This window comes from Rhodococcus triatomae (assembly GCF_014217785.1).
Lineage (GTDB): Bacteria > Actinomycetota > Actinomycetes > Mycobacteriales > Mycobacteriaceae > Rhodococcus_F > Rhodococcus_F triatomae.
Genome location: NZ_CP048814.1, coordinates 2,020,399 through 2,037,733, shown reverse-complemented (window position 1 = coordinate 2,037,733; position 17,335 = coordinate 2,020,399). Strand labels below are relative to the sequence as shown.

The following is a 17,335-nucleotide window of genomic DNA, read 5'->3' as shown; positions in this document are numbered from 1 at the left end:
CTCAGGGCCTCCCGGACAATCCGATCTCCGAGAATCCGGAACGGAAACCGCCCTCGGTGGGTGCCAGCGCGGTCACCCAGACGAGCAGGCGTGAATGAATCGCCGAATCGCCGCCGTCCAGCGGGACGTGGGTGATACCCGGCTGCGTGACCGCAGCACCCAGGACCTGGGTGGTGTCCAGCGCGCCGCCGTCCCGAGGCGCGGTGCGGATCTCGACGGACGTCCCCGGCGTGGGGGAATCGATCCAGACGTTCCTCACGTCCGCCGGGTCGGCGAACTCCACGACGAGCCCGACCCCCGGCTTGAACGCTGGGAACTGCTGGAAGTACCGGTCCGACGACCACGAGGTGGCCGGGTCCGCGTCCACCGCCAGGAAGGCGTCGTGCGCGTTGTCCGGGAACTGCACCGGCGAGTACACCACGGCACCGGACGGGAGCACCGCCACCTCCGACGGAGGTGGCGGCGGTGCGAGCACGGGGGCGGCGTCGGCGGATGCCACCGGCGCTCCCGGCGATGTCAGGCGAGCGCCGACCACCCACCCGAGGGCGCCCAGCCCCACGACCAGTGCGACGGCGGCGGTGAGAGCCCGCGCGGGCCGGGACGCGAAGCGTTCCAAGTGACCGGGTGCGGCCGGAACGGCGGTGGTCGTCGGCGTCGTCGGAGCCGCAGGGGTCGCGGCCGGACCGGGTTCCGGCGGGACGAGTGCGGCGAGGACACGATCGAGAGTGGTGACGACGTCCCGCGCGGTGCACCCGTCGGCCCCGGCCCGCAGCGCGGACATCGTGATATCCGACAATTCCCTGGGGAGTTCGGGCCGGAGCCGAACGGGCGCGAGGGTTCGGCCGTGGGAGTCGCGGGCTGCGGCGGGCAGCCCGGCGATCGTGCGGGACCGGCTCACCGAACCTTCGGCAGCAGAGAGCGGCCACGTGCCGACCAGCAGTGCGTAGAGCAGTGCACCGAGCCCGGCGACGTCGTCGGATTTCTCCGCGCTCGCCGGGGTGGACGGGAAGGCGAGGACGAGGAGGTGCTCCCGCGAGACCCGCAGCCGGGCCGGATCGGTGAGCGGAACGAACGCGCTGCGGTGGTGCGCGCGGGCAACTGCCGCGGCCAGCCTCCGGACAGTGCGGACTGTATCCACGATCTCGGGTGACGTACGCACCACGTCCCGAAACGTCCAGCCGGGGATCCATTCGGCGACGGTGACGACCCACCCGTCCGTCTCCGTCACGTCGTACACGCGCGAGACGTGCGGTTCTGCGGCGAACGCGGTGCCCGAGGTGCGACGCGCGTAGGAACGGAGCGGGTCCGGGCCCTTCTCGTCCGCCCGGAATCCCTCGTCCGCCCGGAACCTTTCGGGGGTGACGAGGCCGAGCGCCACCTCCCGGCACAGCGAGATGTCGTAGGCGTGCCACAGGGAGGAGCCGGGGGAGCCCGACAGATCCTCGTGCGGTGGAAGCCGCCGGATCAGCCGATAGCGTGAGCCCAGCATCGCTCCCGGAACCGGTGTGGGCCGAGCCGGGGCGGTAGGCGGCCGCGGCGACCGGACGACGATCTTCGACTTGGCCCGGCGTGCGGCACGCCTCAGCTTCTTCTGACGGCTCGCCCTCGTCATCACCCACCCCTGTGCAGTGCTCGCGGAAGTACGGCGGAGCAGACCCGGACCGGGTACGCGATCATCGAGCACCGCCTTTCGTGATTATCTCCAAATCCGACCCTCCGATTTTCCGAAATCGGAGAATTGCCGCATTTGCCGACGGGCGTACGGTCGACACCGTGGTGGTCTGGTACGTCAGCTACGGGTCGAACATGGCGTCGGCCCGATTGCGCTGCTATCTCGAGGGCGGACGTCCGCCGGGCGGCTCCCTCGCGCACCCCGGCGCGCGGGACGGGACACCGCCACGGGCATCCGTGCCGCTTCTGCTCCCGGGTGCGGTGTTCTTCGCGGGAGAGTCACGGGTGTGGACGGGCGGCCGTGCGTTCTACGACGCCGGCGCCGACGGCGAGGTCGCGGCCCGCGCATATCTGGTCACCGAGGACCAGTTCGCCGACATCCACGCGCAGGAGCCCGCCTGCTACGACCGGATCCTGGACGTCGGTGTGCGCGAGGGTGTCCCGATGCGGACGTTCACCACGCGGGCGCGGGCGGACGCGATCCGCCGCAGTGCCCCGGCGCCGGCCTACCTGGTGGCGATGGCGCAAGGGCTGCGAGAGTCCCACGGCTGGGACGAGGCGCGGATCGCGCGGTACCTGGGCGGGTGGCGTCCGGACGTGACGGACCTTTCCCGCGCGACGCACGTCACATAGTCTCCGAGGATGGATCAGACGACCGGCGCCGCACCCGTCCACACCTTCCGCGACGACGCGTTGGGGGAGTACGACGCCACCGGCACCGCCGAGGCGATCGCCGCGGGCAAGGTGTCCTCCCACGAGGTGGTGGAGGCCGCGATCGCCAGGGCCGAATCCGTGCGCGCCGTCCTGGACCCGATCGCCTACGAGGGGTTCGATCGAGCGCTCCGCGAATCGCACGCACCGCACAGCGGCGTGTTCGCCGGGGTCCCGACGATCCTCAAGGACAACGTCGATGCCGCCGGTCAGCCGACCGGGCAGGGCAGCGTCGCGTTCACGCCGCACCCCGCGGCCCGCGACAGCGCATTCGTCACCCAGTTCCGTAGTACCGGCGCGATCTCGCTGGGCAAGAGCCGGCTGCCGGAGTTCGGTTTCAACGCCACCACCGAGTACATGGTCGATCCTCCGGTCCGGAACCCGTGGAACACCGAACATTCGCCCGGCGCCTCCTCCGGCGGCTCGGCCGCGCTCGTCGCCGCAGGTGTCGTTCCCTTCGCCCACGCGAACGACGGTGGCGGCTCGATCCGTATCCCCGCGGCCGCGTGTGGGCTCGTCGGCCTCAAGCCCACCCGCGGCCGGCTGGTGGCCGACCAGATGGATCGGACCATGCCGATCCGCATCGTCGCGCAGGGCGTGGTCACCCGCAGCGTGCGGGACACGGCACGGTTCTTCGCCGAGGCCGAGAAGGCGTACCGCAACCCGAAGCTGCCTCCGGTCCGGCTGGTGTCGGGCCCGGCGAGCACCCGGCTGAGGGTCGGTGTCGTCACCGATTCGGTGACTGGCCTGCCGACCGACGACGAGACCCGCGCCGCGGTGGCCGCCACCGCCGACCTGCTCGACGGGCTCGGGCACCACGTCGAGGATGCGGCACTGCCGGTCGGCAAGGAGTTCGAGCACGACTTCTCGCTCTACTGGGCACTGTTGGCGTTCGCGATCACCAAGAGCGGTAGGAAGCTCGGTGCGGACTTCGATCCCGCCCGCACCGACACCCTCACCCGGGGCCTCGACGCGATGTACCGCAAGAACTACACGAAGACTCCCCAGGTGCTCTATCGCCTGGCCCGCACCCGGCAGCGGTACGCGGACATGTTCGCCCGCTACGACGTCGTGCTGTCCCCGGTCGTCGCCAACACGACGCCGCGGCTGGGGCACCTCTCGCCCGCGCAGGACTTCGAGCAGCTGTTCTCCCGCCTCGTCGCCCACGTGTCCTTCACGCCGTTGAACAACGCTGCCGGTGGGCCGGGCATCTCGCTGCCCCTGCACCAGGATTCGCGAGGACTTCCGCTCGCGGCGCACTTCTCGGCGGCGCACGGGGACGAGCGGACGCTGCTCGAGTTGGCGTTCGAACTCGAGCAGGCGGTGGGATGGCGACGCATCCAGGACGCCGCCGTCGCGAGGTGACCGGGCGATCGCCCGGGACTGGACTCCGGACTGTTCAGCGGCGCAACATGTCCCGGATGTGTCCGGTTTCGTTCACCGACGCCACCCGGCGTTGCCCGGTGCGCGAGACCAGGACCCGGGTGACCGAGACGTAGTCGAGCGGGAACACCAGCGGTCGGTCCAGCCCGAGCAGTTCCTGGAGATACACGTTGACGACACCGCCGTGCGCGAACACCGCGACCGTGTCCTGGTGCTCCGACTCGTCGACCACCTGGCCCAGCGCGTCGAGGACCCGCGCGCGGAACGCTTCGCCGTCGACGGACTTCGGGAACTCGCCCGCCCGGATCCGGGCGAACGCGTCCGGCGCCAGCTGCTGCGCCTCGTGGAACGGGATGTAGTGCGGCAGGTCGTAATCGTATTCGGCGAGACCGAGGTGTTCGGTGACGAGCAGGTCGCGCTCGGCGGCCACCGGGGCCGCGGTTTCCTTCGCTCGTCGCTGCGGGCTGGAGTAGATCCGCGCGATGCGGTACGGGGACAGGGCCTGCGGCAACCGGGCCGCCTGTTCCCGGCCCTCGGAGGTCAGCGCCGGATCGGCCCGGCCGCTCGCGTCGGTGACCTTCTCGGGAAGCGCGTGGCGGATCAGGAGCAGCTGCACGCAGGTCACGATGCCAGACCGGCGATCAGCGCGGCGACTCGGTCGGGCCGATCGATCATCGCGTGGTGCCGGGCCGGGGTCACGACGGTGAAGGCGGCGCCGAGGAAGCGGGCGAAACGGCGTTGCCGCCACATCCACACCGCAGCCCACGGTGTTCGATGACCCGTGTGGGCGGCGGCGACGACGGTGGACGTGGTCAGTGGACGGGCCGGGCGGAGGTCGGCCAGATCGCGCGCGAGCGCCGGGTACGCGGCGTTCTCCACCAGCGAGGTCTCGAGGTAGGTCGCGTCGCGGTAGACGGTGCGGATCCACGCGGACGTCTCGGCGGGGAGCCCGCCGGGTGGTGTGGACGGGTTGAGGAGGCGCCGCGCGGCCGGTGCGAGACTCCGCTGCACGGCGCTGCCGCCGAGCCCGCGACCGACCCGGTGCGCCGCCGCCACGTACGGCCGGGTCGGCAGGATCCGGTGCGGGTGGGTGGTGTCGGTGGCGTCGAGCAGCGGCACACCCCGCGTGCGGTCCGGGTGGATCCGGGCGAACCCCTCGACGTACACCGCGCCGAGGGAGTGCCCGACGACCACCGCAGGCGCGGTGATCTCGAGAGCGTCGAGGACGCGAGACATCCGGTCCACCTCGGTGGCCAGGTCCGGGTCGTGGCCGGGAGGTGGGCTCAGACCGTACCCGGGACGCTCGATGCGGACGACCCGCAGCCCGCGCCGGAGCAGCGCGGCGGCGGCGACGTTCCAATCGAACCAGTTGCCGCCGAGCCCGCCGCACAGCACGACCGGGGTGCCGGAGCCCTCGTCGATCACGTAGGCACCGGCGACCAGCTCGCCCGGACGTTTCACGTGGAACCGCGCACCCGCTGCCGGGCGCCCGGACCGACGACGCTGAGGCCGAGTGCGGTCAGCCACGCGCTCATCGCGAGCAACTGGGTGCGTTGGCCGACGCCGAGCCAGACGTCGTGCGTGTCCTGCAGTGCGGTGGCGACCAGCGTCCACGCCGTACCCGCGAGCAGGATCGTCACGGCCGCGATGCAAAATCCGCGCAGCCACCCGGGCCACCGCCGGCGCACCGCGAGCACCAGCAGCGCCACCATCGACACGACCCCACCCGTCGCGGCGAAGAAACTGCTCACGGCGTGCAGGTCCTGCGCGTCGCTCGCCGGGCACACTGCCCCGGCCGAGCAGTCGAGGGGCATCCGGGAATCGGCGACGGTGGCGAGGCCGAAGAGGATCGCCCCGACCCAGGCCACGGCGGAGATCCAGCCACGGGAGAGGCGCCACAGACCCACCGTTCCCGCGACGGCGACGAGAATGCCGGTGGCCAGATCGGCGGTGCGGAACACGACGCCGTGCGGCTGATCGAGGGCCGCCAGTTCACTGGCGAACCCTCGCAGCGTGTCGACGCCCGGGCTCAGCGCCGGTCCGAGGACCCACGACGAGTAGGCCACGGCACCGACGAACAGCAGCCCGGCGACGACGCGCCGGGTGGTCATTCCTCGCGCGGCTTCGCGAACGGGAAGGCCAGGGCCTGCCGGATGCTGCCGCCGGTGATGAGCATGACCAGCCGGTCCACGCCCATGCCGAGCCCACCGGTGGGGGGCATCGCGTACTCGAGCGCCTCGAGGAAGTCCTCGTCCAGTTCCATCGCCTCCTCGTCGCCGCCCGCCGCCAGCAGCGACTGTTCGGTGAGTCGTTTCCGCTGGTCGACCGGGTCGGTGAGCTCGCTGTAGGCGGTGCCGAGTTCGACCCCCCAGGCCACCAGGTCCCACTTGGCGGCGACTCCGGGGATCGTCGGGTGCGGCCGGGTCAGCGGCGACATCGAGGTGGGGAAGTTCGTGTAGAACGTGGGGAACTCGGTCTGGTCCTCGACCAGGGCCTCGTACATTTCCTGCGCGACGGCCCCCGCGTCCCCCTTGGCCGGGTACTCGATCTCGTGCTCGTCGCACAGTTGCCGCAGGTCCTCCAGCGGTGTCTCCGGGGTGATCTCCACCCCGATCTTCTCCGACACCGCCTCGTGCATCGTCTTCACCGGCCATTCGCCGGAGATGTCGATCTCGACCAGCTCGCCGTCCGGTCCCGGGCGGAGGATCACCTCGCGTCCGTGCGCGGCGCTCGCGGCGTTCTGGATCAGCTCCCGGCACAGCACCATCATCTTCTCGTAGTCGCTGTGGGCCTCGTAGGCCTCGAGGATCGTGAACTCCGGGTTGTGCTTGAAGTCGACGCCCTCGTTGCGGAAGACGCGGCCGATCTCGAACACCTTCTCCATCCCGGCCACACACAGCCGCTTGAGGAACAGTTCGGGCGCGATCCGCAGATACAGGTCGAGGTTGTAGGCGTTGATGTGGGTGGTGAACGGTGCCGCGTTGGCGCCGCCGTGGATGCGTTGCAGGATCGGCGTCTCGACCTCGAGGAACTGACGTCCCCCGAGGAAGTCCCGCAGCGACTTCACCACCGCGCTGCGGGCCTCGAGCAGTCGCCGTGAGTCCTCGTTGACGGCGAGGTCGACGTACCGCTGCCGCACCCGGGCCTCGGGATCGGACAGCCCCTTCCACTTGTCCGGCAGCGGATGCAGGCACTTGCCGATCAGACGCCAGTCGGTGACCAGCAACGACTGCTCGCCCCGGCGGCTGCGTCCCATCACACCACTGACCTCGATCAGGTCGCCGAGGTCGAACTCGGCCGCGAACGCGGCGGTGCGGTCCGCCCCGACCCGCTCGGCGTCGACGAGGATCTGCAGGTCCGCGGACCAGTCCCGGACGAGGCCGAAGACGACGCCGCCGTAATCGCGAATCCGCAACAGCCGACCGGCGATCCGGACGCGGGTGCCGTCCGGGAGCGAGGATGCGGAGCCCACCGTGTGCGTCGGCGGGTACGCCACCGGGTAGGGGTCGATGCCCTGCTCCTCGAGCATCGGCAGCTTGGCCATCCGCACCCGGACCTGCTCGGGCCTGCGGCGGACGGGAGCCTCGGGGACGAGGTCCACCTCCGGCGGGCTGCCGTCCGCGTTCAGCCCCTCGGCCGTGATCACCCGGGACGGCAGAACCTCGTGGGTTCCGGTGTGGGCAACCGCCTCTCGCGCGTGTCGGCGCCCGAACCGGGGCAGGGTCACGAAGCCCTCGGCCACGGCGGACGCGAATCCGACGCGCAACAGCTCCCGGTTGTCGTCGAAGCACAGGTACCGCGGTACCCAGTCCGGGTGGTACTTGACGTTGGACCGGTACAGCGCCTCGAGCTGCCACCATCGGGAGAAGAACAGCAGCGTCGACCGCCAGATCCGCAGGACCGGGCCCGCGCCGATCCGCGAACCCTCCTCGAACACGGACCGGAACACCGCGAAGTTCAACGACACCCGGGTGATCCCGAAATCCTCCGAGCGCGTGGCCAACTCGGTGACCATCAGTTCGACGACGCCGTTCGGGGCATGTGGATCCCGGCGCATCAGGTCGAGGGAGACTCCGTTCGCACCCCACGGAACCAGGGAGAGCAGCGCGACGACCCGGCCGTCTTCGCCCGCCTCGTCGGGTGTCACCGCCTCCACCAGCAGGCAGTCGCCGTCGAGCCGGTCACCGAGCCGTCCGAGCGCCATGGAGAAGCCGCGTTCGGTCTCGGTGTCGCGCCAGGCGTCGGCGAGCCGGACCGCCTCCGCCATCTCGGTTTCGGGTACCTCGTGGTGCCGGCGGATCCGCACCGTGACGCCCTGGCGCCGGACCCGGCTCACCGCCTGCCGGACCTGCCTCATGTCCCGGCCGCCGAGGCTGAAGTCGCGGGTCTGCAGTACCGCCTCGTCGCCGAGGTGCAGCACGGTCATTCCCGCCGCGTGGAAGGCGGCGGCGCCCTGCTCGCTCGCACCCATCACCGCAGTGGCCCACCCGTAGCCGGTCGCCAGCGTCTGCCACGCCTCGATCGCCTGAGGCCAGGATTCCGGATCGCCGATCGGATCGCCGCTGGCGAGGCACACCCCGATCTCGACGCGGTAGGTGACGGCGGCCTTGCCGTCCGGCGAGAACACCACCGCCTTGTCCCGGCGGGTGGCGAAGTAGCCCAGCGAATCGTCGGCGCCGAACTGACGCAACAGTCCTCGCAGCGCGGACTCGTCGTATCCGGTGAGTGCGTTCGAGGCACGCTGGGAGCGGAAGAGGGTGATGACGGCGGCGAGCAGTGCCATCGCGCCGAACAACCCGAGCAGCGTGTTGACGAAGCCGTGGGGGCGGCCGCCGAAGTCCTCGTTGTCGATGTAGACGAGTGCGGTGACCCGGTTCAGCGACCACAGGAACCGTTCCCCCGACGGCAGGGTGCCGGGGAACAACTCGACCAGCCCCCACCCGACCAGCGTGCCGATGGCGAGGCCCGCGAGGAGTACCCCGAGGGCACGCCAGACGGCGGCGCGGCGCACCCGCGTGTAGAACTCGTTGTACGAGGCGACCAGGACCCCGATCGCGCACACCTGGACGACCAGGCCGATGCCGGCGCTCACGTCGCGGTCGGCGACCATGACGACGGCGTTGAGGATCGCGAAGGCCGTGAGATAGATGGTGAGCAGCCACCACGCGATGCGCTTGCGGCTGGCGATCGCCGCGGCGAGCAAGCCGATCACCAGCGCGTAGGCGAGGCTGGTGTCGGGGGCGTCGAACAGGTAGTCGTCCACCCATTCACGGGGGGTGTGCACGAAGTGACGCAGCGTCGGCGACAGGCTCCACAGGAACACCACGACGGAGAAGATGCCCAGGATCAGCCCGGCGATGTGCGGAACCTGGTGCAGGCGAGTGCGTTCCTTCCTTCGCTTGCGGGCGAGCGCCGCGGCCCGGTGGGTCTCCGCGGGGACACCCGCGGGGGCGAGCTCCGGTGCACTGTCGGTCGTTTCGGGGGCGTCCGGTTCCGAGGGGGCAGACATCAGTTCCTTCCGATCCTTCCGGTGCGTCCGGCGCGGGCAGGGGTCTGATCCAGTGTGCTCGCCTCGCGCCGGTTTCGCGGGAAAGTGCAAGATAGGGACATGTCCGACACGCTGCACATCCGTGACGAGTCCATCCGTCTCGGCCAGTTCCTCAAGCTCGCGAACCTCATCGAATCCGGGGCCGAGGCCAAGGAGGTGATCGCCGACGGCCTGGTGAGCGTCAACGGTGAGGTGGAGACGCGCCGGGGCCGTCAACTGCGCGACGGCGACGTGGTGGAGCTGGGCGGGATCAGTGTGCAGGTCGCCTCGGGGTAGCCGGCCCCGGGCTCCCGCTATCGCCCTGCGCGGGAACGTTCGCGTTGCGCGGCCATGTCCGCGTCGAACTCCACCCGCCATTCGGCGGAGACGTCTGTTCCGCGCTGATGCGCCTCCTCGAGGCTCAGTTCGACGGGGAATCCGTACGTGTCGTGCAGGGTGAACAGGTCGTGGCCGTCAACGTGCGTCCCGAGTGAATCGAGGAGGGCGATGCCGCGCCGCACGGTCCGGCGGAAGCTGCGTTCCTCCTTCGCGAGCACCTCGATCGCCTCGTCTCGGTGGGCCGCGACCTCCGGATATCGGTCCTGGTAGACGCCCGCGACGGTGGGGACGATCTCGGCGAGGAAGCTCTCCTCCAGCCCGAGGCCCTGTGCGTATCTGATCGCCCGTCGCACGAGGCGACGCATGACGTACCCCTGCTCCTTGTTGCCGGGGCGCACCCCCTCGATCGCGAGGAACGTGGCACCTCGCAGATGGTCCGCCACCACCCGCAGCGCCTTGGTGTGCGTGTCGTACCGGGCGCCGGACAGCTGCTCGAGCTTCTCGACGATCGGCCACAGCAGGCTGATCCGGAACACGTCGGGGCTGTCGACCGCCGCCGCGGCGATCCGTTCCAGGCCGCCGCCGTAGTCGACGTTGCGGCGAGGCAGCTCGGCGAAACCCGACTCGGTGCGCGAGTACTGCATGAAGACACTGTTCCCGAGTTCGATGAAACGCCCACAGTCGCAGTTGTGGTGGCAGTGTTCGCCGTAGGCCGGGTCGTGCTCGACCTGGGGATACAGATAGAACACCTCCGAGTCCGGCCCGCCCGGTTCGCCGACCGGCATCGCGTCTGCGCTGCCCATCCGGCACCACCAGTTGTCCGGCCCGTAGAAGGCGATCCGTGCACCGCCCGTGCCCACCGCGGCGGCACGCTCGTCGGTGTCGAGATCGACGGCGTCCGAATCGATTCCCGCGGCGTCGAACAATTCCGCCCAGATGCCCGCGCTCTCGGTGTCCCGCGGGATCGCGTGCTCCGGGTCGCCGGCGAAACAGCTCACGTAGATGCGCGCCGGATCCAGGCCGACGACGCCGGTGAGGAACTCCCAGAACCACGGGATCTGCTCGGACTTGAAATAGTCACCGAGACTCCAGTTTCCGAGCATCTCGAAGAACGTGGTGTGCCGGTTGTCGCCCACCTCGGCGATATCCTGCGCACGCAGGCACGGCTGGCTGTCGGTGAGCCGGCTTCCCAGCGGGTGCGCCCGGCCCAGGAGGTACGGCACCAGTTGCTGCATACCGCTGCCGTTGAACAACGTCGTCGGGTCGTCGCGGGGGACGAGCGGGGCGCGCGGGATGACACGGTGCCCGCGATCGGTGAAGAAGCGCAGGTACGCGTCGCGGATGTCGTGAGCGTCCATACCCGAACCCTAGGGACGTGCGCCCGGCCCCGCACGCGGATTTCGTCGGAACGCCCGCGGGGCAGTCGGCACGATGTCACAGCAGTTCGATCTGAACGATCCGCTGTGACATCGTGCCGAAACCCCAGGTGGCGGGACGATGGTAGGGGGTGGCTGGTTCAGGGAACCAGCACGAGGCGGCCCCGTAGCCCGCCCTTCTCGGCGATCTCGTGGGCGCGGCGGACGTCCGCGAGCGGCACCACCTCGGCGACGCGAGCGGTCAGCCCGGATCGGGCGAGTTCGGCGAGCCGACGGCCGTCTGCGCGCACCTCCACCGTCGCCACATGGACACGGGGGGCGGTCGGCGCGAACGCGGGAAGCAGCCCGACGTAGGTGCCGTCCGGACGCAGCGAATCCACTGCGGGCGCAGCGATGTTCGCGGCATCGACGACCGCGTCCACGCCAGCGGGCCGTAGTGCGCGCACCGCTGCCGGCACGTCGATGTCGCGATCGAGCACGGCCCGCGCACCGAACTCCCGGAGGACGGGTTCGTCGGCGTCGGTCGCCAGGGCGATCACCTCGACACCCTGCCGCGCGGCGAGCTGGACGAGATATCCGCCGACCATGCCGCCGGCTCCGGTGACGAGCAGGGTCTCCCCGGCCCGTACACCCGAGGTCGTCAGCGCCTGGTCCGCGGTCAGGGCGCTGAGCGGCAGGGTGGCGGCGGCGGTGAGCTCCAGATCGTCCGGGAGCGTGGCGGCGGCGTCGGCACCCACCACCAGGTACTCGGCGTACCCGGCGAGCGGTGCCGACAGATCCGTCACGAGAGCGGCCACTCGGTCGCCCACCCGGAACGTGCCCACATCCGTGCCGACGGCGTCGACGGTGCCGGCGACCTCCCATCCCAACCCGACGGGCGTGCCCGGGGTGAGAACACCGAGGTCGTGGAAGAGACCTCGGCGGGTGGCGAGATCGACGGGGTTCACCCCGGCGGCCGCGACCGCGATCCGGATCTCGCCCCGCCCGGGTGTGGGTACCGGGACGTCCACGAGCTCGATGCTCTCGACACCACCGGGGGTGTGAACGACGGCTGCACGCATGGCTTCGGTCCTTTCGTCTCGGACGCGGCCCGGGTGGGCCGCTGTCGAGAAGAACACTGGCAGGGTTACTCTCTGTGGGATACCAGGTACCTTGAAGTGCGTAGGCAACCCGGAGGGATGTGACGTGGTCACGCAGTCGGCACAGCAGAGACGGGAACTCGAGCGGCAGGCGTACGACGCGTTCATGGCAGCATGCCCCAGTCGGATGCTGCTCGAACGGATCGGCGACAAATGGGTGGGGCTCGTCCTCTCCGCGCTCACCGACGGGCCGTTGCGTTACGGGGAACTGCGCCGCCACATCGCCGGAGTCAGTCAGAAGATGCTCACCCAGACCCTGCGCAACCTGGAGTCCGACGGTCTGGTCACGAGGACCGTGACCGCGGAGGTCCCGGTGCGCGTCGACTACGAGCTGACGCCGCTGGGCCGCAGCCTGCGGGATGTGCTCGCACAGGTCAAGCAGTGGGCCGAGGAGCACATTCCGGAGATTCTCGAATCACGGGAGCGGCACGCGAGCCGGACGGGATAGCCGCGGCCGGGGTCGGCCCCCGTCCGGGCCGCGAGGCGGCGTCGTCGCGCAGGAACGTCGCCTCCGCGACGGCGAGGTTCGCGATCTCGGTCGCGTCCACGCTCTCGTTCGGTGCGTGAACACTTCGGATCAATGGGCGCCGAACCGTCACCGGCGGAGATCGGCGAAGAACTCGCGAACGTCCGCCACCAGCAGATCGGGCGCCTCCATCGCCGCGAAATGGCCGCCGCGGTCGAAGTCCGTCCACCGCACCACGTTGTTCTGCTCGTCGGCGAGAGCGCGGACGGTCACGTCGCCCGGAAAGTTCGCGCACGCGGTCGGCACGCCGGACGACGCCGGTGTGGCGCCCCACTGCTCGCCCTCGGTGTAGAGCCGCATCGAGGAGCCGATCGTGCCGGTGAACCAGTAGATGCTCACGTTCGTGAGGAACGCGTCCTGGTCGACGGCCTCGTGGACGGCATCGACGGCGGGGTCGGTGAAGAGGTGGAAGATGTCGGCGAGCCAGCCGAGCAGTCCCACCGGGGAATCGGTCAGGCCGTAGGCGAGCGCCTGGGGGCGGGTCGACTGGATGGCGGCGTATCCGCCCGTGTCACTGCCCCATTCGCTCAGCTGCGCGACCTTCGCCCGGTCGGCTTCGCTGTACCCGGAGGTGTCCACGTCCCACGAGGGAATGGTGAGCAGCCCGTTGACGTGTACGCCGACAACCCGTCCGGGGTGCAGACGGCCGAGCTGTGGGCCGACGAACGAGCCGGCGTCGCCGCCCTGAGTGCCGTACCGCTCGTAGCCGAGCCGGTCCATCAGGGCGGCGATCAGCGCGGCGGCGCGCTCGGTGGCGGCCTGCCCGGTCACCTCCGTCGGCCCGGAGAATCCGAAGCCGGGCAGCGTCGGAACCACGACGTGGAACGCGTCCGCCGGGTCGCCGCCGTGGGCACGAGGATCGGTGAGAGCGTCGATGACGCCGGCGAACTCCACCGGCGAGCCGGGCCAGCCGTGCACCAGGACCAGCGGGAGGGCGTCGGGTTCGGGGGAGCGGATGTGCTCGAAGTGGACTCGGAGCCCGTCGATCTCGGTGACGAACTGTGGCCGGGCGTTGAGCAGTTCCTCCTGACGACGCCAATCGAAGGAGTGCCGCCAGTAGTCGGCGAGCTCACGGACGTGGTCCGTCGGCACGCCCCGCGTCCATCCGACGTCGGGGAGCTGATGGGGCCAGCGCGTGTGGTCCAGGCGTGCGTGCAGATCGTCGATCTGTGTCTGGGGAATGTCGATGCGGAAGGGGCGGACGGCGGTCTGATCGGTACTCATGCCGCCACGCTAGGAACTATCGAGGACAGCTACGGTCCGCTGACGGGCGCGACCGTCCCGAGACCGCCGGATCCCCGCCCCTTCCGCATCGCTGTCTCAGCGGACGACGACGCCGTCCGCGTCCGCGTAGACGATCTCGCCGGGATGGAAGGTGACGCCGCCGAAGCTCACCGGCACGTTCTTCTCCCCGGAGCCGGTCTGGGTGCTCTTGCGCGGGTTGGTGCCCAGGGCCTTCACGCCGATGTCGAGAGTCCTCAGGATCGACGAGTCGCGGACCGCGCCGTGGACGATCACGCCCGCCCAGCCGTTGTCGACGCCGCGCCCGGCAATGATGTCGCCGACGAGAGCGGTGTGGACACTCGCGTCTCCGTCGACGACGAGGACGCCACCGTTGCCGGGCTCGCTGAGGGTCTGCTTCACCAGCAGGTTGTCCTGGAAGCACTTGATGGTGGTGATCGGGCCGGCGAAGACTTCGCGTCCCCCGTACCGGGTGAACTGCGTATCGCAGCTACGGATGTCGGGGCCGATCTCGTCGGCGAGGTCTGCGGTTGCCACGGGTTCTGTCATAGGAAGCAGAATAGTGGCCGCCAGCTGGCAGTATCGCTGGCATGACCATTGCCGTGACGGGGGCCACCGGAACCATCGGCGGGTTGGTCCTGCGGAACATCGGGCACCGGTTGCCGGTGCGGCTCGTGGGCCGGGATCCGGCGGTGCTCGCCCCGCTCGCCGACGCGTACGACGCCACGTTCGCGGTGGCCACGTACGAGCAGGGCGGCGCGTTGGTGACCGCCTTCGACGACGTCGACACGGTGTTCTTCGTGTCCGGCCGGGAGAGCGCGCACCGCCGGGAGGAGCACCGCACCGTCGTGGAGTCCGCGCACCGGGCCGGCGTGCGCCGCATCGTCTACCTGTCGTTCCTCGGTGCCGCCGAGGACTGCACCTTCACGTTCGGCCGGGACCACCACTTCACCGAGCGGGACATCCGGGACAGCGGCCTGGCGTTCACGTTCCTGCGGGACAGCTGGTACCAGTCGATGCTCCCGGCGATGGTCGACGACACCGGCGTGATCCGAGGGCCCGCGGGTGAGGGTCGGGTCGGCGCCGTCGCACCGGACGATGTCGCCGCATCCGCGTCGGCCGTGCTCGCCTCCGCCGACGGGACGCACGACGGCGCCACCTACCGGATCACCGGTCCGGAGGCCTTCACGCTCACCGAGGCCGCCGAAGTACTCAGCCGCGTCACCGGCAGGCGGATCCGGTTCGTCGACGAAACCCTCGACGAGGCGTATGCCTCGCGCGCCCACTACGGTGCCCCCGCGTTCGAGGTGGACGGATGGGTGACGTCCTACGCTGCCGTCGCCGCGGGAGAACTGTCACCGGTCAGCGACGACGTGGCCAGGCTGACCGGCAACGCGCCGATCGGATTCGAGGACTACCTCGAGCGCCACCCGGACAGCTGGGCTCGGCTGCTGCTCTGAGTGGCCGTGCTCTCGGGGTCGGGGTGGCGTGCTCGACTCGCGACGAGCGCGGAGCGCGCCCGGTCGTATTCGGTGGCCATCCGCTCGATGACGGCGGCCGTCGGCCGGACCTCGTCGACCACGCCGATGCCCTGACCGCTTCCCCAGATGTCCCGCCACGCCTTGGGTTTCCGGTCGGACCCGAAGCTCATCGCCGAGGGGTCGGAGGTGGGCAGGTTGCGTGGGTCGAGACCGGCAGCGGAGATGGAACCGCCGAGGTAGTTGCCGTGTACCCCGGTGAACAGGTCGGAGTAGACGATGTCGGTGGCCGACGAATCGACGATCATCTGCTTGTAGCCGTCCGCCGCGTTCGCCTCGGTGGTGGCGATGAATGCCGAACCCACATAGGCGAGATCGGCCCCGGCGGCCTGTGCGGCGAGGATCGAGCGACCGTGCGCGATGGAGCCGGACAGCGCCAGGGGCCCCTCGAACCAGGTGCGGATCTCCTGCACGAGAGCGAAGGGAGACAGTCGGCCGGCGTGGCCCCCTGCACCGGCGGCCACTGCGATCAGGCCGTCCGCCCCCTTCTCGATCGCCTTGCGCGCGAAGATGTCGTCGATGACGTCGTGCAGCACGATGCCGCCGTACGAGTGCACGGCGTCGACGACCTCGGTCCTGGCGCCCAGGGAGGTGATGACGATCGGGACCCGGTGCTCGACGACGGTCGCGAGATCGGCGTCCAGCCGGTCGTTCGTACGGTGCACGATCAGATTGACCGCGAACGGCGCGGCCGGACGCTCCGGCTCCCGGGCGTCGTGGTCGGCGAGTTCCTCGCGAATTCGGTCCAGCCAGTCGCCGAGCATCGACGCGGGCCGGGCGTTCAGCGTCGGGAAGGAGCCGACGATGCCCGAGCGGCACTGGGCCAGCACCAGTTCCGGGCCGGAGACGAGGAACATCGGGGAGGCCACCACCGGAAGACGGAGCCGGTCGCGCAGGATCGGGGGCAGGGTCATCGCACGGTTCCCGTCATCGCGGCGTTCTCGCGGTCCGTGTTCTCGCGGTCCGGGGCCGTGCCGACCAGCCAGTCACCGGCGAACACCGGCATCTCCTTGGCGACGAATGCGGCGAGAGCAGCCGGCGCATCGGTCGCGAAGTTCACCGTCTGTGCCGCCGCTTCCCGGTCCAGCGCCTCCGCCAGCGACGACGTCGATCCGTGCTCGAGCAGTCGCGCGGACTGACCCAGCGCGACGGGTGCGCCCTGGGCCAGCCGGGTCGCGAGCGAGCGGGCCGTCGCGTCCAGGTCCTCCGGCTCGGTGAGCGTCGACACCAGGCCGAGGTCGTAGGCTTCGGCGGCGCCGACGGTCTCGGCGAGCAGGACCAGCCGCTTCGCGCGGTGCAGCCCGACCAGACGCGGCAGGATCCAGGACCCGCCGAAGTCGATGGACAACCCGCGGCGGGCGAAGATCTGGCTGAATTGCGCTGTCCGGGAGGCGACCACGAGGTCGCACAGCAGCGCCATGTTCCACCCGGCGCCGACGGCGTACCCCTCGACGGAGGCGATCACGGGCTTGGGGAACTCCGCGAGCGATATCACCGCCCGGTTGATCCGGCGCATCCGGTCGAGCGGGTGCTGCGCCTTGCGGGAGCCCAGATCGGAGCCGGTGCAGAAGTTCCCGCCCGCGCCGGTGAGGACGACGGTCCGGACGGCCGGGTCGTCGGCGAGGGAATCGAAGACCTCGCCCAGCTCGACGAACCCCTCCAACGTCAACGCGTTCTTGCGTTCGGGACGGTCGAGGGTGACGACCGCGACGCCGTCGTCACCCTGATCGTGGTCGTCGCCGCGCTCGACGAGAACGGAACCCATGCATGACTCCTTCGACTGGACCCGCCCGCAGCGAACGCTCCCGGGCACGTCTCATCCGACCACCCCGCCGGTGGACACCACAAAGACGTAGTGGCTCATGGGGCGTAAGGGTTCGCCT

General features: G+C 70.4%; 16 protein-coding genes. 5 read left to right on the top strand and 11 right to left on the bottom strand.

From position 1 onward, the window contains the following. Position 1: 1 nt before the first annotated feature. Entirely contained in the window at positions 2-1,612 is a 1,611-nt protein-coding gene (locus G4H71_RS09575) for a protein kinase family protein (protein WP_139183227.1), read from the bottom strand. Positions 1,613-1,773: 161 nt separating this feature from the next. Here G4H71_RS09575 and G4H71_RS09570 point away from each other — a divergent pair, with 161 nt between their 5' ends. Both G4H71_RS09570 and G4H71_RS09565 read left to right on the top strand, forming a co-directional pair. Continuing rightward, a complete protein-coding gene (locus tag G4H71_RS09570; RefSeq protein ID WP_072737515.1) occupies positions 1,774-2,304 on the top strand; it encodes a hypothetical protein in 531 nt (176 codons plus the stop codon). A 9-nt stretch (positions 2,305-2,313) separates the two neighbouring features. Next, positions 2,314-3,747 carry an amidase gene (locus G4H71_RS09565; RefSeq protein ID WP_072737514.1) on the top strand — a complete coding sequence of 478 codons (1,434 nt, stop codon included), beginning with the start codon at positions 2,314-2,316 and terminating at the stop codon, positions 3,745-3,747. A 34-nt stretch (positions 3,748-3,781) separates the two neighbouring features. Here the strand turns inward: G4H71_RS09565 and G4H71_RS09560 are convergent, their stop codons facing one another. Genes G4H71_RS09560 through lysX form a run of 4 tightly spaced genes read right to left on the bottom strand, consistent with a single transcriptional unit; the run spans position 3,782 to position 9,274 of the window. Further along, positions 3,782-4,381 (bottom strand): histidine phosphatase family protein, encoded by a 600-nt coding sequence (locus G4H71_RS09560; RefSeq protein WP_072737590.1) that lies wholly within the window; start codon positions 4,379-4,381, stop codon positions 3,782-3,784. Positions 4,382-4,386: 5 nt separating this feature from the next. Further along, entirely contained in the window at positions 4,387-5,226 is an 840-nt protein-coding gene (locus G4H71_RS09555) for an alpha/beta fold hydrolase (protein WP_246442322.1), read from the bottom strand. After that, the gene (locus G4H71_RS09550; protein WP_072737513.1) at positions 5,223-5,876 is read right to left on the bottom strand and encodes a DUF998 domain-containing protein; all 654 of its coding nucleotides are present in this window, start codon (positions 5,874-5,876) and stop codon (positions 5,223-5,225) included. Before G4H71_RS09550 ends, G4H71_RS09555 begins: the two co-directional genes overlap by 4 nt. Next, entirely contained in the window at positions 5,873-9,274 is a 3,402-nt protein-coding gene (lysX, locus tag G4H71_RS09545; protein ID WP_072737512.1) for a bifunctional lysylphosphatidylglycerol synthetase/lysine--tRNA ligase LysX, read from the bottom strand. The genes G4H71_RS09550 and lysX overlap by 4 nt, the downstream gene beginning before the upstream one ends. Before the next feature lie 99 nt (positions 9,275-9,373). On the opposite strand from lysX, the gene G4H71_RS09540 reads away from it, so the two are divergent. Next, the gene (locus tag G4H71_RS09540) at positions 9,374-9,589 is read left to right on the top strand and encodes an RNA-binding S4 domain-containing protein (RefSeq protein ID WP_072737511.1); all 216 of its coding nucleotides are present in this window, start codon (positions 9,374-9,376) and stop codon (positions 9,587-9,589) included. Positions 9,590-9,606: 17 nt separating this feature from the next. Here G4H71_RS09540 and G4H71_RS09535 read toward each other — a convergent pair whose 3' ends face one another. After that, entirely contained in the window at positions 9,607-10,989 is a 1,383-nt protein-coding gene (locus tag G4H71_RS09535; protein WP_072737510.1) for an alanine--tRNA ligase-related protein, read from the bottom strand. 158 nt (positions 10,990-11,147) lie between these two features. After that, complete coding sequence (locus tag G4H71_RS09530) at positions 11,148-12,068, bottom strand: NADP-dependent oxidoreductase (RefSeq protein WP_072737509.1); 921 nt, start codon at positions 12,066-12,068, stop codon at positions 11,148-11,150. A 124-nt stretch (positions 12,069-12,192) separates the two neighbouring features. Here G4H71_RS09530 and G4H71_RS09525 point away from each other — a divergent pair, with 124 nt between their 5' ends. Continuing rightward, positions 12,193-12,594: a winged helix-turn-helix transcriptional regulator gene (locus tag G4H71_RS09525; protein ID WP_072737508.1), complete on the top strand. Its 402-nt coding sequence runs from the start codon at positions 12,193-12,195 to the stop codon at positions 12,592-12,594. A gap of 147 nt (positions 12,595-12,741) precedes the next feature. On the opposite strand, the gene G4H71_RS09520 is transcribed toward G4H71_RS09525, so the two are convergent. Then, positions 12,742-13,896, bottom strand: coding sequence for an epoxide hydrolase family protein (locus G4H71_RS09520; RefSeq protein ID WP_072737507.1), 1,155 nt, complete (start codon positions 13,894-13,896; stop codon positions 12,742-12,744). Positions 13,897-13,992: 96 nt separating this feature from the next. Then, entirely contained in the window at positions 13,993-14,463 is a 471-nt protein-coding gene (gene rraA, locus G4H71_RS09515) for a ribonuclease E activity regulator RraA (protein WP_072737506.1), read from the bottom strand. Between the two features lie 41 nt (positions 14,464-14,504). Between rraA and G4H71_RS09510 the strand changes: the two genes are divergently transcribed. After that, positions 14,505-15,374, top strand: coding sequence for an NAD(P)H-binding protein (locus tag G4H71_RS09510; protein ID WP_072737505.1), 870 nt, complete (start codon positions 14,505-14,507; stop codon positions 15,372-15,374). Here G4H71_RS09510 and G4H71_RS09505 read toward each other — a convergent pair. Both G4H71_RS09505 and G4H71_RS09500 read right to left on the bottom strand, forming a co-directional pair. Next, positions 15,329-16,366 carry an NAD(P)H-dependent flavin oxidoreductase gene (locus G4H71_RS09505; RefSeq protein WP_083343024.1) on the bottom strand — a complete coding sequence of 346 codons (1,038 nt, stop codon included), beginning with the start codon at positions 16,364-16,366 and terminating at the stop codon, positions 15,329-15,331. The genes G4H71_RS09510 and G4H71_RS09505 overlap by 46 nt on opposite strands. Beyond that, a complete protein-coding gene (locus G4H71_RS09500) occupies positions 16,363-17,217 on the bottom strand; it encodes an enoyl-CoA hydratase/isomerase family protein (RefSeq protein WP_072737504.1) in 855 nt (284 codons plus the stop codon). The genes G4H71_RS09505 and G4H71_RS09500 overlap by 4 nt, the downstream gene beginning before the upstream one ends. Positions 17,218-17,335: the final 118 nt, after the last annotated feature.